This is a genomic window from Tianweitania populi, assembly GCF_014652875.1.
GTDB classification, from domain to species: domain Bacteria; phylum Pseudomonadota; class Alphaproteobacteria; order Rhizobiales; family Rhizobiaceae; genus Tianweitania; species Tianweitania populi.
The window spans coordinates 1427560-1444690 of sequence record NZ_BMZQ01000001.1; the positions used below are offsets into that span (position 1 = coordinate 1427560).

General features: G+C 62.4%; 8 protein-coding genes. 3 read left to right on the forward strand and 5 right to left on the reverse strand.

Going from position 1 to position 17131, the window contains the following annotated elements; translation table 11 throughout:
• Window positions 1–19: 19 nt before the first annotated feature.
• Complete coding sequence (locus IE166_RS07040) at window positions 20–1441, forward strand: MATE family efflux transporter (protein WP_189502741.1); 1422 nt, start codon at window positions 20–22, stop codon at window positions 1439–1441.
• Between the two features lie 351 nt (window positions 1442–1792).
• Window positions 1793–2983 (forward strand): MFS transporter, encoded by a 1191-nt coding sequence (locus IE166_RS07045; protein WP_210312940.1) that lies wholly within the window; start codon window positions 1793–1795, stop codon window positions 2981–2983.
• A gap of 40 nt (window positions 2984–3023) precedes the next feature.
• Here IE166_RS07045 and IE166_RS07050 read toward each other — a convergent pair whose 3' ends face one another.
• The 5 genes from IE166_RS07050 to galU form a co-directional block, all read right to left on the reverse strand.
• Complete coding sequence (locus IE166_RS07050; protein ID WP_189502742.1) at window positions 3024–4088, reverse strand: sn-glycerol-3-phosphate import ATP-binding protein UgpC; 1065 nt, start codon at window positions 4086–4088, stop codon at window positions 3024–3026.
• 7 nt (window positions 4089–4095) lie between these two features.
• Window positions 4096–4944, reverse strand: coding sequence for a sn-glycerol-3-phosphate ABC transporter permease UgpE (gene ugpE, locus IE166_RS07055; RefSeq protein ID WP_189502743.1), 849 nt, complete (start codon window positions 4942–4944; stop codon window positions 4096–4098).
• Between the two features lie 9 nt (window positions 4945–4953).
• Window positions 4954–5838 carry a sn-glycerol-3-phosphate ABC transporter permease UgpA gene (gene ugpA, locus IE166_RS07060; RefSeq protein WP_189502744.1) on the reverse strand — a complete coding sequence of 295 codons (885 nt, stop codon included), beginning with the start codon at window positions 5836–5838 and terminating at the stop codon, window positions 4954–4956.
• 114 nt (window positions 5839–5952) lie between these two features.
• A complete protein-coding gene (gene ugpB, locus IE166_RS07065) occupies window positions 5953–7263 on the reverse strand; it encodes a sn-glycerol-3-phosphate ABC transporter substrate-binding protein UgpB (protein WP_189502745.1) in 1311 nt (436 codons plus the stop codon).
• 171 nt (window positions 7264–7434) lie between these two features.
• Window positions 7435–8310, reverse strand: coding sequence for a UTP--glucose-1-phosphate uridylyltransferase GalU (gene galU, locus IE166_RS07070; protein ID WP_189502746.1), 876 nt, complete (start codon window positions 8308–8310; stop codon window positions 7435–7437).
• Between the two features lie 222 nt (window positions 8311–8532).
• Here galU and IE166_RS07075 point away from each other — a divergent pair, with 222 nt between their 5' ends.
• The gene (locus IE166_RS07075; RefSeq protein WP_189503281.1) at window positions 8533–17088 is read left to right on the forward strand and encodes a GH36-type glycosyl hydrolase domain-containing protein; all 8556 of its coding nucleotides are present in this window, start codon (window positions 8533–8535) and stop codon (window positions 17086–17088) included.
• Window positions 17089–17131: the final 43 nt, after the last annotated feature.

Sequence of the window (17131 nt, forward strand, 5' to 3'; positions counted from 1 at the left end):
GGACCTTGCAGGTGTTGTGATGACCAGCCTCGCGCTCCCCGCGCAGAGCCGCTCTTCGCTTTGGCGTACCGAAGTCCTGGCCATGGTGGCGCTTGCCTGGCCGATGGTGCTGACCAATCTCGGCCAGGTCGCAATGACCACGACCGACGTAATCATTCTCGGACGCCTCGGTCCGGATGCGATTGCGGCAGCGGCACTCGGGACCAGCCTTTACTACCTGCCGATGATCTTCGGCCTCGGCCTGGTAACGGCGACCTCGCCGATGGCGGCGCGCGAACTCGGCCGCAACCGTTTTGCCGTGCGCGAAACGCGCCGCACCATCCGGCAGGGCCTGTGGATCGCGGCGCTCTACTCCATCCCCGCCTGGATCTTCCTTTGGAACGCAGAAAGCATCTTCCTGTGGATGGGGCAGTCGGCAAAGCTTGCCGCAGATGCGGGCTCTTATGTCAGGGCACTGCAATGGGCGACGCTGCCCTTCCACGCCTATCTCGTTCTTCGCTCCTTCATCTCCGCGCTGGAACGGCCGGGTTGGGCGCTGGTTGTGGTAGCGGGCGCGGTTCTGTTCAACGCGCTGGCGAACTGGCTGCTCGTGTTCGGCCATTTCGGCTTTCCCGCCTGGGGCTTGTCCGGCTCGGGCATCGCCACGGCCTTGTCGAGCGCGATGATGTTCATCGGTCTCGCGCTTATCATCGCCTTCAAACGCCCGTTCCGCCGCTATCACATCTTCGGCCGCTTCTGGCGTCCGGACTGGCCACGCTTCAAAGCCTTGTTGAAACTCGGCCTGCCGATTGCAGCGATCCTGACCTTCGAAGTGTCGATCTTCAACGCGGCCGCATTTCTGATGGGTTTGATCGGCACGACGTCGCTGGCCGCCCATGCCATCGCGATCCAGATCGCCTCCGTCACCTTCATGATACCGATGGGACTGGGTCAGGCGGCGACGGTGCGCGTCGGCCTGTCGCTCGGCGCCGAAGACAAGCAGGGCATCACCCGCTCCGGCTGGACGGCGTTTGCGCTGGGCATCGGCTTCATGACGCTTGCGGCTTTCGTGATGATCGTCTTTCCGCGCCTGCTGATCGGCGCTTTCATCAATCTCAGCGATCCCGCCAACGCGCCGGTGGTCGATCTCGCCATCGTCTTTCTGGCGGTGGCCGGCCTGTTCCAGATCGTCGATGGCGCGCAGGCGGTGGCCAGCGGCATGCTGCGCGGCTTGCAGGATACGACCGTGCCGATGATCTATGCGGCGATCGGCTATTGGGGTATCGGCCTGCCGCTCGGCGCGTTGCTGGCGTTCCACTTCGGCATGGGCGGGCTCGGCATCTGGATCGGCCTGTTCGCCGGCTTGGCCATCGTTGCCGCCCTCCTGGTTTACCGCTGGACGCGCCGCGACAGCTTCAAGCCCGCGCCGCTGCCGGAGGATATGATGTCGGCGGTGCATTGAGGTTGCCAGGGCGCTTCATTCTCGGCAGCCCGTTCCCCAACCTGGTTTTTGTCAAAGATCGGTTGGACGAACGGCGGCACCCAAGCCAATTGACTTCATCACTCCCACCCATATCCTCTCGAATCGTGAGGTAACGTCCTCATCCCCTCCGTGGGAAAGAATGCCCGGGAACGGCCCGGCCCATCAAAGGGGCCGGTGCATGATTACGCTACTTGTTCGTTCAGGATTGCTTCGACGCCGTCCGCTTGTGGGACTGGGGTGGGTGGACGGCTTCGTTGCACTTGGCACAGGCCTAGCCAGACGGGGCGCTGTACCGCGCGGTGCTACGGGCAGCCGACAGGTCAATCTCCCATGACGACGCTCCACAACGCAGAGGCCGGCGATCGCGACCGGAAAGCCTTCGATGACCCTGCCGCGCGCGGGCAGTTGATCCGCTGGTTCGTGTCGGCTGCGGCCATCAGCGTGCCGCAGGCGGCCGGGCCGGTGACTTTCTCGCTGCTCGCCTTGGTTCTGACCGGTGACACAAGCGGCGGGGCGGCCCTGATCCTGGCGATGACCGTCGCGCAGGTCCTGGGCGCGATTCCGATCACGCGGCTTGGCAGGAACCGGTCGGCGACATGGTTTCTGCAGGGGCTGATCGCGATCCGCACCATTGCCCTCCTCCTTATGGCAGTGCTGGCCGCTTACGGGGCACCTTTTCTATGGCTCTTCCTGCTAACGGCGGTGGCAGGCTCGGTTCACGGCGCGGCCTGGGGCTATCTGCGCTCGGTGCTGAACGGTCTGACCCCGGCTTCCAAAATGCCGCGTGCGCTAGGAATATCGGCCACGCTGAACGAGGTAACCTTCGTTCTCGCGCCTGTCGCCGCATCGGGACTGGGCTCGCTGTCGCCGATCTTTGCGGTGGTGGCTATGGCCGTGCTCGGCGCGATCCCGGCACTGCTCGTTCCGCATGTCAGCGTAGCACCCATCGAAGACACGCCGCATGCCGGAGGATCGGTACTCAGCCCCTCGATCCTGTTGTGGCTGATGTGTTCGGCAGCCGGCGGCTCGGCCATCGCTGCGATCGAGATCGGCGCGGTGGCCTTGGCGATCGGCTTCGGCTACCCGCCTGCTCTAGCGATCCTGTTCACCGTGCCCTTGTGCCTCGCTTCGGTGGCGGGCGGGATCTGGGTGAGCGTGCGCAACCGAGCCGCCACGCGCGGCATGGTGGTCGGGCTTCTGTGCGTCATGACGGGAGGCGCATGGCTGGCCGCGATGCAGCACTCACTGGCGCTGACGATCGTCGGGGCCGTGCTGATCGGCGCGGTGCTTGCCCCGCTCGCGACCTACTATTCCCTGATCCTCGACATCCTGGCGCCGCCCAACAAGCGACCCGAAGTGTTTGCCCTGTTGCGGACTGCCAACGCTATCGGCATCATCTTTGCGAGCGCGGTGCTGACCGCGACCTCGCTATCGGTGGCGCTGCTGGTTGTAGCGTCCACCATGCTCGTCGTGACGCTGATCGTCGGCGCCGTCTCGTTCAAAGAAAAACGCCGGGCGTGACGATCAGGCTCGCCAATTGAAGGCAGGCTCGAAGCGAGCCTTAGCCTTCCACGCGCTTTCCGTTGGCATCGAAGAAATGCAGCTTGGCGCGCGGCGCAAAGATCGGCAGAACGGCGCCGGGTTCAGCGATCGAGCGGCCCGGCACGCGCACAACGAGGCGGTGCGTATTTGCCGTGCCATGCAGGAAGCTTTCGGCGCCGACCGGCTCGACGGCTTCCACGGTGAGCCGGGTCTTCAACCCCTCGCCCGCATGATCGCCCTGCTCGATATCTTCCGGCCGGATGCCGACGGTGGTGGTGCCGGGCGGCACGGATAGGCCGAGATCGGACAGGTCGGCAACGGTCAGTGGCGCACCTTTGCCGCCGGTCACCGTGCCCAGCAGATTCATGGGCGGGGCGCCGATGAAGCTCGCCACGAAGGTCGAGGCCGGCTTTTCGTAGATGTCCAGCGGCTTGCCGATCTGTTCCACCAGACCGCCATTCATGACCACGAGCTGGTCGGCGAGCGTCATGGCTTCGAGCTGGTCATGCGTGACGTAAACGCTGGTGACTTCAAGCGCGCGCTGCAGGTTCTTGATCTCGACGCGCATCTGGCCGCGTAGCTTGGCGTCGAGGTTCGACAACGGCTCATCGAACAGGAAGACCTTGGGGTTGCGCACGATGGCGCGGCCCATGGCAACGCGCTGGCGCTGGCCGCCCGAGAGTTCACGCGGCCGGCGGTCGAGCAGCGCCGACAGCTCCAGCGTTTCGGCCGCACGCTTCACGCGCGCATCGATCTCATCCTTCTTCATGCCCCGGTTGCGCAAACCGTAGGCCATGTTGTCGTAGACCTTCATATGCGGGTAAAGCGCATAATTCTGGAACACCATGGCGATGTCGCGCTCGGCCGGGCCGACCTCGTTGACCACGCGGCCATCGATCGAAGCGGTGCCGTGCGTGATCGTTTCCAGCCCGGCGATCATGCGCAAGAGCGTGGACTTGCCGCAGCCGGACGGGCCGACCAGCACGCAGAGCGATTTGTCGGCGATCGAGATATCGACGCCCTTCACGGCCTCGACGCCGCCCCCATAAACCTTGCGGACGCCTTTCAGCTCAACGGTTGCCATTCCGGTCTTATTTCTCCGTTTCGACGAGGCCGCGCACGAACCAGCGCTGCATGAACACAACCACCAGCACCGGCGGCACGATCGCCAGGATGCAGGTCACCATCACGAGGTGCCACTGCGTGTCGGCGTCGGCGAAGGAGATCATCTTTCGCAGACCGATGACGATCGTATTCATGTCGTTACGGTTGGTGACGAGCAGCGGCCACAGATATTGCGTCCAGCCATAGATGAAGAGGATCACAAACAAAGCCGCGATGTTGGTTGCCGACAAAGGTAGCAGAATGTCCTTGAAGAAGCGCCACGGCCCTGCTCCATCCACACGTGCGGCTTCCACCAGCTCGCCGGGAATGGTGAGGAAGAACTGGCGGAAGAGCAGCGTCGCGGTGGCCGAGGCGATCAAAGGCACGATCAAGCCGGTATAGGTGTCGATCAGGTTGAGATCGACCATCACCTTGTAGGTCGGCAGGATGCGGACTTCGACCGGCAGCATCAGCGTGATGAAGATGAGCCAGAAGAACACCATGCGGCCCGGAAAGCGGAAAAACACGATTGCATAGGCCGACAGGATCGAGATCACGATCTTGCCGACCGCGATGCCGAGCGCGACGATCGTGGAGTTCAGCAGCAGCGTCCAGACATTGACGCCACCGATCTGGCCGATGCCGCCGAACAGCGCCTGATAATAGTTGGCGAAGAACTCCTTGCCCGGCAGCAAGGGCAGCGGCGGGCGAAGGATCGTTTGCAGCGAATGGGTCGACGCCACGAAGGTGTAGTAGATCGGAAAGGCGACGATCAGGATGCCAAGGATCAGCGCGAGATGCGCGATGATCCGGGAGATGCGGGACTGGCCGATCATGGACGCGCCTCAGCCATAATGCACCTTCTTTTCCACGTAGCGGAACTGGATGGCGGTGAGTGCGATGACGATCACCATCAGAATCACGGACTGCGCGGCGCTTTCGCCCAGGATCAGGTTCACGAAACCGTCGTTGTAAACCTTGTAGACCAGTGTTTCCGTGGCCTTGCCGGGACCGCCACCGGTCACCGCGTGGATGATGCCGAACGTGTCGAAGAAGGCATAGGTCGTGTTGATCACCAGCAGGAAGAAGGTGGTCGGCGCAAGCAGCGGGAAGATGATCGTCCAGAAGCGCTTGGTTTCGCCGGCACCATCGATTGCGGCGGCTTCAACCAGCGTCTTCGGGATCGCCTGCAAGCCTGCGACGAAAAACAGGAAATTATAGCTGATCTGCTTCCAGGCCGCGGCGACGATCACCAGAAACATGGCTTGCGGACCGTTCAAAAGCGGATCCCAGTAGATGCCGGCAGAACGCAGCATATAGGCGAATGTGCCCATGGAGGGGTTGAACATGAAGAGCCACAGCATGCCGGCAATGGCAGGCGCGACCGCATAGGGCCAGATCATCAGCGTGCGATAAAAGCCTTTCCCGCGTACGACCTTATCGGCCATCACGGCAAGGAACATGGCAACCGCCATGGCTAGCACGGCGGTGGCGATCGAGAAGATCACCGTAACCTGGATCGAATTGACGTAGTTCGGATCGGCCAGCACTCGGCGGAAGTTGTCGATGCCGACAAAGGCGCTGTCCAGCCCGAACGGATCTTCGCGCAGGGTCGACTGGTAGATTGCCTGGCTGGCCGGCCAATAGAAGAAGACGAGCGTGATCGCTAGCTGCGGGGCAACCAGTAGATAAGGCAAAAGCTTGTTGGGGAAGGTAACGCGGGGGCTCAAACGGGGTCCTCACGATCAGAGCGTCCCACACCGGTTGCGATGCGGGAGCGGCTTACCCGTTTTCTACGGGTAAGCCATTGCAATGCTTTAGCACGTTTTGCTTAGCCGGCAACCTTACTTGCCGAGCGCCTGCTTGATTGCTGCGTTGCCGCGTTGGACGGCATTATCCAGCGCCTGCTGCGCGGTCTGCTGACCGGCCAGCATCTTCTCATATTCCTCGTTGAGGATATCGCGGACCTGCGGCAGGTTAGCGAGACGCACACCCTTGGAGTTCGCAGTCGGCGCCTTGCCCATCATCTGCTGGATCGGGATTTCGCGGCCCGGATTCTTCTCATAAAAGCCGGACTTCTTGGTCTCTTCGTAGGCAGCCATCGTGACCGGGAGATAGCCGGAAACCTGATGCAGGCGCGACTGAATCGGGGTCTGCGACAGGAATTCGAAGAAAGCGGCAACGCCCTTATATTTCTCGTCATCCTTGCCGCCGAACACCCAAAGGCTTGCCCCGCCGGGGATCGTGTTCTGCGGCGCGCCCTCGATGCCGGCTTCATAAGGAAGCTGGCCGGTGCCGAAATTCATGCCCGACTTCACCATGTCGCCCAAGCCGCCCGACGATTCGGTCAGCATAGCGCATTCGCCGGACAGGAAGAGGTTTTTCGCTTCCGCGGTGCGGCCGCCATATTTGAAGGTGCCGTCCTTGGCGAGCGCGGCGATCTCATCGAAATGCTTCACGAAGACCGGCGTGTTGATCTTCAGCTCGACATCCAGTGCGGCGATGCCGTTCTCGTTGGTGCCCCACTGCTGATTGTTCCAGGCAGCGAAGTTTTCGGTCTGGATCCAGGTCAGCCAGGTTGAGGTGTAGCCGCAGGCAGCAGCGCCGCTGGTCTTGATCTTCTTGGCGGCATCCCAGACTTCGGTCCAGGTCTTGGGCGGATTGTTGACGTCGAGCCCGGCCTTCTGGAAGGCGTCCTTGTTGTAATACAGGATTGGCGAGGACGAGTTGTAGGGGAAGGACAGCATCGTGCCATCCGGCTTCGAATAATAGGAGACGATGCCGCCGAGATATTTGCTCTTGTCGAAGCTCTCTCCACCCATCGACAGGATGTCAGCCACCGGCTTGATCGCCTTTTCGGCGGCCATCATAACACCTGTACCGGCATCGAAAACCTGGATGATGTCTGGTGCCTGGCGTGCGCGGAATGCGGCAATGCCGGCGTTCAGCGTTTCCGGATAGGTGCCCTTGAAGACCGGAACGACCTTATAGTCGGACTGGCTTTCGTTGAATTCCTTGGCGAGCGTCTCGACGACCTCGTTATTGGCGCCCGTCATGGCGTGCCACCAGCTGATTTCTGTCACGGCGAAGGACGCCGATGTCGAAAGCAGCGTTACCGACGCGGCAACAATGGCCGTAAGCCCGATGGTCTTCATAGTCTCGCTCCCATATCGTTGGCGAAAGATTGCTTCCGCGAAAGGGAGTATCGTCGGATTGTGACAGCCAAACAACCGTTTTCACAACCGGCAGGCGCATTGTCCGATGGTAAAAAGGCGCAGGCCGCATAAAGCGGCCCGCGCCTGATCGAATAGATCCACTGATGAGGATCAGAGCGTGCTGTAGCCGCCGGTATATTCGCTGACTTCAATGTCGCCGGCGATATCGGGACGCATCATCGCCATGTGCAAGTTGGCGTTGACGAAGCCGGCCGGCGATCCGCAATCGAAGGTACGGCCGGAGAACTCGTATGGCCGGATTTCCTGCGTTTCCATCAGCTTGATCAGCGCGTCAGTAAGCTGGATCTCGCCACCGGCGCCCGGCGTCTGATTCTCGAGCAGGTCGAAGATTTCAGGCTGCAGGATATAACGGCCGGAGATGTAGAGGTTGGACGGGGCCGTGCCCTGCGGCGGCTTTTCCACCATGCCGGTGATGCGGCGATCCGCGCCATCCGACAGGGAAACGATGCCGAACTTGTGGGCTTCTTCCGGTTTGCACTGTTCAACGGCGATGACGTTGCCGCCGGATTTGTCGTACACAGAAACCATGGAAGCGATGCAAGGCTGCTGATCGACCATGAGCATATCGGGCAGAAGCACTGCGAAAGGTTCGTCGCCGATGACATGGCGGGCAGCCCAGACCGCATGGCCAAGGCCCCGCGCTTCCTGCTGGCGCACGAAGGAAATGGAACCCGCTTTGGGCGTCATGGAGGTGAGCTTGTCGGCCACGCTGAGCTTGTTCTTGGAACGCAGCGACGTGTCGAGTTCGAACGCATGATCGAAATGATCCTCGATCACGCCCTTACCGCGACCGATCACGACCACGATGTGCTCGATGCCGGAGGCGAATGCTTCTTCCACGATGTAATCGATGATGGGACGATCCACCACGGTGAGCATCTCCTTGGCGACGCTCTTGGTGGCTGGAAGCATGCGGGTGCCGAAGCCCGCTGCGGGAATTACGGCCTTGCGAATATTTTTGGTCATGCAGCGTTCAGCTTCGATCTGACAGGGATGGCTGGGCATATGGTGCAGCAAAGAAGTTTCACAATGGTTCCGTCAAAGCGCGATATTGCAGGCGCGAGACTGTAGACAATCGATGATGCGCCCATTTCCATTTGCCTCGGCAACCAATTTCGATCAAATCGGTTTAACCGGGTCGCCAGCTTCAGACCTTGAGGCTGCGAAATCATGAGCACGGATAAAATCATGGATGTTCAGACGGATTCATCGCGCCTGAAGTTTTCAGACGTGGCGCTTCCCGCAGCAGCGGATTTGCCGATCCGGTCGAATTTCATCCGAGAAGAAAACCTTCGCAGCCTGGGCGCCGAGTTCGCCAACAACAGCGAAAGCTTCCTTCGCGACATCAAGCCGTTCGATGTGCAGGAGCGGCTCAAGGACAACGCCGCCAAGATCCTCGGCGTTTATCGCGCGACCAATGATGCGGTGGCGCGCGGCGATACGATTACGCCAGCCGCGCAATGGCTGCTCGACAACAACCATGTGGTGGAAGAAGCGATCCACCAAGTTCGCCGCGACCTGCCGCACCGCTTCTACCGCGAACTCCCGCTGATCCGCATCGGCGGCGGACACGAGATCCCGCGCGCGCTGGCCTTGGCCTGGCTTTATGTCGCCCACACCGACAGCGCCGTTTCAGAAAGCTCATTTCAGGCTCTGGTACACGGTTTCCAGACCGTCCACCCGCTGAAGATCGGCGAGCTGTGGGCCCTGCCCTCGATCCTGCGTTTCGTGCTGATCGAGAACCTGCGGCGCCTTGCCCTGCGCGTCGATCGCGCCCGCGAAATGCGGCAGGTCGCCAATGTGGTTGCCGACCGTATCCTTGGCTCCGGTTCGGTTCGGGCTGGCGAAGAGGCGCTAAAGCCGCTCGCGCGGCATGCGCAGGACAACACATTCGCCACGCAGCTGCTGTACCGCCTGCGCGACGGCTCGCGCAATGCAGGCGAAGCGCTGCGCTGGCTGGAAACCGAGCTGGAAAAGGCCGGCAACGACGCCGAGGTCGTGATCCACGGCGAACACCAGACGCTGTCTTCCGGCAATGTCACGACCGGCAACATCATCCGCAGCCTGCGCCTGGTCGACGACGTGGAATGGAGCGACTGGTTCGAAGCGCTCAGCTATGTCGACGAAGAACTGCGCAAGACACCGCATTTTGCCGAACTCGATTTTGCGTCCCGCAACGAATACCGCAAGGCCATCGAAAAGCTGGCGCGTCGTTCCGGGAAAACGGAAGTTGAAGTCGCGCGGCTGACCCTGGCGCATGCGGCGGTGGACGGCGATGCCGGCGTTGTTCTGGTCGGCTCCGGCCGCGAAGCCTTCGAGCGAGAACTCGGTTACAACCCGACCTTTTCCCAACGTTTTCGCCGCATTTGGCGTCGTGCCGGTTGGATGGCTGTTGCTGGTCCCGTCGCCATCCTGACGGGCCTCCTGCTTCTGGCCGCCGGCCTCGGCCTGTGGGCGCTCGGCGCCACGCCGGCGGCCATGACGATACTGCTCATCCTGTTTTCGATCCCGGCGATCGAGGGAGCGGTCGGTCTTTATAATACGCTGACGCTGCTGTTCCTGACGCCGACGCGCATGATCGGCTACGAATACAAGGAAGGCGTGCCGGCTGAAGCGCGCACGCTGGTCGTGATCCCCTCTCTGATCGGCTCGCGCGACGATGTCGACGAAAGCGTGCGCAACCTCGAAGTGCACTTCCTCGCCAATATGAAGGGCGAGCTGTCCTTCGCGCTGCTCACCGACTGGAACGACAGCAAACACGAGATCTCGCCCGAGGATCAGGATCTGCTGGATTACGCACGTAGCGAAATTCGCGTCCTGAACGAGCGCTATCCTCGCGACACAAACGTCCGCTTCCACATTCTCCATCGCCGTCGCCTTTGGAACAAGGCTGAAGGCGTGTGGATGGGCTGGGAGCGCAAGCGTGGTAAGCTGCATGAGCTGAACCTGCTTCTGCGCGGCGACGACGACACCACCTTCCTGACGCCGGACACGGCTCTGCCGGAAGGCGTGGTTTACGTCATGACGCTTGACGCCGACACGCGCATGACGCGCGAAGCAGCAACGCGTCTCGTCGGCAAGATGCAGCATCCGCTGAACCGCCCGGTGAACGATCCGAAAACCGGTATCGTGATCCGCGGCGCGGCCATTCTGCAGCCGCGCGTGACGCCGTCGCTGACAACCGGCGACGAAGCCTCGTTCTTCCAGCGCGTGTTCTCGGCCAATCGCGGGCTTGATCCGTATGTGTTTGCCGTGTCCGACGTTTATCAGGACGTGTTCGGCAGCGGCACATTCACGGGCAAGGGCCTGTACCACATCGACGCGGTGGAAGCGGCCTGGAAGGGCCGTATTGCCGAGAACTCGGTGCTCAGCCACGACCTTCTGGAAGGCTCGCTCGCGGGCGCGCAGCTCGCAACCGACGTCGAGCTGATCGAGGATTACCCGACGCGCTACACCACGGACGCCTCGCGCCACCATCGCTGGGCGCGCGGCGACTGGCAGCTGCTGCCTTACCTGTTCGACCCGAAGTCCGGCATTCCCGGTCTGTCCCGCTGGAAGATGGTGGACAATCTGCGCCGCACCATCACGCCGATCTTTTGGGTGCTGGCATCGATCGCCGGCTGGAGCCTGCTTCCTTTCACCTTCGCGGTGCAATGGCAGGCCCTGCTCATCATCAGCTTGTTCCTGGCGCAGACTTTCGAGCTGATGGACTCGCTGTTCCCGCGCTCCTTCGACGTCACCATGCGCGGCCATGTCAGCGGTGTGTTGCGCGATATCGCCTTTGCCACCGCGCATGTGGTGCTCAAGGTCGTTCTGATCGCCCATTCGGCCTGGCTGATGGGCGATGCGATCATCCGCACGCTGTACCGCATGTTCGTCAGCCGCCGCGATCTTCTGGAATGGCGCACGGCCTCGCAGGCCTCCAAGGGCGGCAACGACTTGCTCGGCACCTTCAGCACGATGCATGGCGCGCTGGTGATCGCCGTTGTCGGCGTCGCCATTCCGACGATCGCAAACTCCAGCGGTGCCTTCCTCGGCGCGCTGTTTGCCTTGTTCTGGATCGGCTCGCCGGCCTTCGCCTGGCTGATCAGCCGCTCGGCACATTCGGAAGACCGCTTGGAAGTGTCGGCCGAAGACAAGCTGTCGCTGCGCGTCGTGGCGCGCCGCACGTGGCTCTATTTCGAGACCTTCGTCACACCTGGCGAGCACTTCCTGCCGCCGGACAATTTCCAGGAAAACCCGGTCGGCATCGTCGCCCACCGGACGTCGCCGACCAATATCGGCGTGTATCTCCTGTCTTCTATCTCCGCGCGCGACTTCGGATGGATCAGTCTAATCGAAACGGCAGAGCGCATCGACCAGACCGTCGCCACGATGGAAAAGATGCAGCGCTTCCGTGGGCATCTCTACAATTGGTACGACACGCAGTCGCTACAGCCCCTGCTGCCGCTTTATGTGTCGGCTGTCGATAGCGGCAATCTGGCGGGGCACCTGATCGCGGTTGCGCGCGCTTGTTCGGATTGGGCCGAAGCGCCTGCAGCTTACCTTCAGGGCGATTTCGATGGCGTGCTGGATGTCACCACCATCCTCGACGAAACGCTGGCCGCCCTGCCCGACGACCGCCGCCCGCTTCGCCCGTTGCGCCAGCGCCTGAGCGACCGCATCACCGGTATGCGCCGTGCTGTCGCTACCTTGCAGAGCGAGCCGGAAACGGCGTCGATCCGCACCATCAACCTCGCGGTTCTCGCCGGCGAGATCCGCAAGCTGGCCGGTTCGATCCACGCCGAGGTGCAGTCCACGGCCTCGGAGGAGTTGCAGCTTTGGGCCGCCAAGCTCGCACAGACCTGCGAAGCGCATGTCAGCGACGCGCATACGGATGAAGCCGGGGTTGCGGCTCTGCGCGAACGCTTCCGCACATTGCACGACCGTGCGCGCTTGCTGGCCTTCGAGATGGATTTCTCGTTCCTGTTCCGCGAAGACCGCAAGCTTCTGTCGATCGGCTACCGCGCCGACACGCATCAGCTGGACGAAAGCTGCTACGATCTGCTCGCGTCCGAAGCGCGTCTGACCAGCCTGTTTGCGATCGCCAAGGGCGATCTGCCGACTGAGCACTGGTTCCGTCTGGGTCGCCCGGTGACCGAGATCGGCTTCCGCGGCGCGTTGGTGTCGTGGTCCGGCTCGATGTTCGAATATCTGATGCCGCCGCTGGTCATGAAGGAGCCGCAGGGCGGTCTGCTCAACCAGACCAACAACCTGATCATCCGCCGGCAGATCAGCTACGCCCGCTCCAAGGGTATTCCGTGGGGCATTTCGGAAGCAGCTTTCAATGCGCGCGACCGCGAGATGACCTACCAGTACACCAATTTCGGCGTGCCGGGATTGGGCCTGAAGCGCGGTCTTGCCAACAACACGGTGATCGCGCCCTATGCCAGCGTTCTCGCATCGCAGTTCATGCCGCATGAGGCGGTGACGAACCTGCACCGCTTGGCCGAGTTGGGCGCACGTGGCCGCTACGGCTTCTATGACGCGGTGGATTTCACGCCCTCGCGGGTGCCGGAAGGCTCCGATCATGCGGTGGTGCAGAACTACATGGCCCACCATACCGGCATGTCGATCGTGGCCGTGGCCAATGTCGTGTTCGAAGGCCGCATGCGCGACCACTTCCATTCCGATCCGGTGATCGTTGCGGCCGAGCTCCTGCTGCAGGAAAAGGCGCCGCGCGCCGTGCCTGTCACGATCGTGCGCACGGAAGCAGCCGAACAGCCGGCGACCGGCGGCGAGGAGCTGTCGCCCGACACGCGGCTGATCGAAAACCCGTTGGCAGGCGTAGTGTCCACCAACCTCATCTCCAACGGCCATTTCTTCGTGATGACCACCGCAACGGGCACCGGCTACAGCCGCTTCAACGACCTGGCCGTCACCCGCTGGACCGGCGACGCGTCCGAGGACCGTTCGGGCTCCTTCCTGTTCGTGCGTGACTGCGACGACGGCGCATGGTGGTCGGCAACGGCTGAGCCCAAGCGCGTCGAGGGTGAGGAAACGCGCGTCATCTTCGCCAATGACAAGTCGGTGTTCTCCAAGCGTGTCGGCCACATCCTGACGGAAGTGGAAGTCATCGCCGTGACCGAAGGCGACGGCGAAGCACGCCGCATCACCGTTTACAACGAAGGCGCGAGCGAGCGCACGATCGAGATCACCTCCTTCGGCGAGATCGTTCTGGCGCCCGAGATGGCCGACAGTGCCCATCCTGCCTTCTCGAAGATGTTCGTGGAAACGGAGATCGATCCGGCCAATGGCGCGATCTTTGCCACGCGCCGCAAGCGTTCCCCAGGTGAACCGGACATCGCGCTGGCGCATTTCGTGACGACCGATGCCGGCGGACTGCGTGAAACGGAAGCCGAAACAGATCGCCGCGCCTTTATCGGTCGTGGCCGCACGATTGCCGATCCGGCAGCGCTTGATCCCAACGCGCAGCTGACGGGCAGCGCGGGTTTCACCCTCGACCCTGTCATGGCCCTGCGGGCGCGCGTGCGCGTTCCGGCCATGAAGAAAGCCGCCCTTACCTTCTGGACGGTTGTCGGATCGAATCGGCAGGCTTTGCAGGAGGCGATCGACCGCCTCGATCACCCGGAAAGCTTCAGCCGCCAGAGCATGCTGGGCTGGACCCACAGCCAGGTGCAAACGCGCCATGTCGGATTGACCTTGGCGGAAGCCGCCAATGTGCAGCGCCTGGCGCGCTACCTGCTGTTCCCAAGTCCGGTGACCCGTACGCCGCCGGATTCGATCTCGGCCGGCATGGGCGCGCAGTCCGCCCTCTGGTCGCTGGCGATTTCCGGCGACTTCCCGATCTTCGTTCTGCGCATCAGCGATCAGGCCGATCTCGGCATCATTGCCAAGGCGATGCGGGTTCAGGAATATCTGCGTTCGCGCGGTCTCACCGCCGATCTCGTGATCATCAACGAGCAGGCCTCGTCCTATGCGCAGGATCTGCAACAGGCGATCGAGTGGCATCGCGAAAATGGCAGCATGCGCGGCCATGATCTCGGACCGCGCCAGCACATCTTCTCCGTGCGCCGCGACCTGATGGATGAAGGCACCTACCGCACGCTTCTGGCGACGGCCCGCGTCGTTCTGCACGCCCGTCACGGCACGATCGCCGACCAGATCGAGCGTGCAGAGATTGCCGAACTCGAACTGCTGCAGGCAAATGGGACTGGTGAAAAGCCAACAGCAAAGCAGCCGATCCACCGGACAGCGGCTTCTTCAACCGAAGCCAGCCGCTCCTCGGTCGCGCTGACCCACACCCCGCCTGCCACGCTGCAAAAGCGCGCCAGCGGACAGGGTCTGGAATCCTGGAACGGCTTCGGCGGTTTCGATCGCGACGGCCGTGACTATGTGGTCCGTCTCGACGGCCGGCGCTCGACGCCGCAGCCCTGGATCAACGTCATCGCCAACAAGGATTTCGGCTTCCACGTTTCGGCGGAAGGCTCGGCCTTCACCTGGAGCCGCAACAGCCGCGATTTCCAGCTGACACCCTGGTCAAACGATGCGGTCAGCAACCGTCCCGGCGAAGCGATCTATATCCATGATCTCGCTGATGGCACGACCTTCTCGCCGGTGGCCGGCGTCGTGCGCAATGAACACGCCGTTTATGAAGCGCGCCATGGTCAGGGCTTCTCGACCTTCACCGCACGCCATGGTGCGGTAGAAACCGAGCTGACCCATGTGGTCGATCCCGCCGACTCCGTCCGCTTGTCGCGTCTGGCGCTCCACAACAAGGGCGATGCCGCCGTCACGTTGCGCGTTTACGCCTATGCTGAATGGGTGCTGGGCCAGAACCGCGCTCGCAATGCACCCAACATCGTGTCCTGGCAGGAACCGGCAACGGGCGCCCTTCTCGCGCGCAATCCGTTCAGCCTCGACTTCGGCGAGCGCTGCGCGTTTTTGGCATCGGACGCGCCGGCGCAATCCGTCACCGTAGACCGTGCCGAGTTCCTGGGACGCCACGGCAGCGTCTTGGCGCCGGAAGCAGCGATCACAGGCAAGGCCCTGTCCAACAAGGTGGAAGCCGGCATCGATCCCTGTTCGGTCATCGCACGCGATGTGACGATTGCTCCCGGCGAGAGTGCAGAGATCCTGTATCTCATGGGTGATGCCGGGTCGCCGGACGAAGCACGCGACCTCTACACCAGGCATGTCGCGGTGGATTTCGACGAGCGGCTGAACGCCATTGACGCGGAGTGGAACCGCTTCCTCGGAACGCTGCAGGTCAACACGCCCGATCCCGCCATGAACGCGATGGTCAATGCGTGGCTGCCTTATCAGGCAATTGCCTGCCGGCTGCGTGCCCGCTCCGCCTTCTATCAGGCAAGCGGCGCCTACGGCTTCCGCGATCAGCTGCAGGACACGCTGGCTTTCCAGCTGCACGATCCGAGCCTTGCGCAGGCGCAGGTTCTGAGTGCGGCCGGCCGCCAGTTCCCCGAAGGCGACGTGCAGCATTGGTGGCTGCCGCGCAGCGGCGCCGGTGTGCGTACGACCATCTCGGACGGTGTGGTCTGGCTCGCTTACGGCGCTCACAGCGCCATCACGGCCAGCGGTGACGCATCGATCCTCGATCAGGAAATTCCGTTCATCGAGGGCGAGCTTCTGAAGGAAGGCGAACACGATGCCTTCTTCACGCCGAAGACGTCGGAAACGACGGCAACGCTCTACGAGCACTGCGCGCTCGGGCTCGATCTCGCCATCAAGCGGACGGGTGCGGACGGTTTGCCGCTGATCCTCGGTGGCGACTGGAACGACGGCATGAATGGCGTCGGCAAGAACGGCGCGGGTCAAAGCGTGTGGCTCGGCTGGTTCCTGGCGAAGACCCTGACCGACTTTGTGCCTTATGCACGCCAGCGCGGCGATGCGACCCGCGTGGAAGCGTGGGAGGCTCATATCGCCAGCCTGAAGACCGCGCTCGAAACTGCGGCCTGGGACGGTGAATGGTATCGCCGCGCAACCTATGACGACGGCACGCCGCTCGGCTCCAAGGACAGCGACGAGTGCCGCATCGATTCGATCGCCCAGTCCTGGAGCGTTTTGTCCGGTATCGGCCAGCCGGATCGGCAGCAAATGGCGATGGATCAGGTCGAGCGTCAGCTGATCGACGACAAGCTCGAGATCGTGAAGCTCTTCACGCCCGCCTTCTCGAAGACGCCGAAGGAGCCCGGCTACATCAAGAGCTATCCGCCGGGCGTGCGCGAAAATGGTGGCCAATACACGCATGCGGCCACCTGGACGGTGTTCGCGTTGGCCGAACTCGGCCGTGCCGATGCCGCCTACCGTGCCTTCCAGATGCTGATGCCGGTCAATCATGCCCTGGATGAAGCGGCAGCAGAGCGCTACCGCGTCGAGCCCTATGTGGTCGCCGCCGACATCTACTCTTCGGACGACAAGGGCGGGCGCGGCGGCTGGACCTGGTACACGGGCTCGGCCGGCTGGCTCTACCGCGCTGCCGTGGAAGCTATTCTCGGCATCCGCCGCGAAGGCGATCGCATCTTCATTCAGCCGGTGCTGCCCTCGAGCTGGAACGGCTTCGAAGCGACCTTGCAGCTCGATGAAGCCACCTACGAGATCAAGGTGCAGTGCGGCGAAAAATACGAAATTTCGGTCAACGATACTGTCCTGAATAATACGTTCATGCAGCATTCAGGCGCAGGAGTTCATGAAGTCAGGGTAATCGTTCCTCATTCCATTCCCTAGGGGAAGGAAAAGATGCCTGACCTTCATGCCCAGCTGGCTTCAA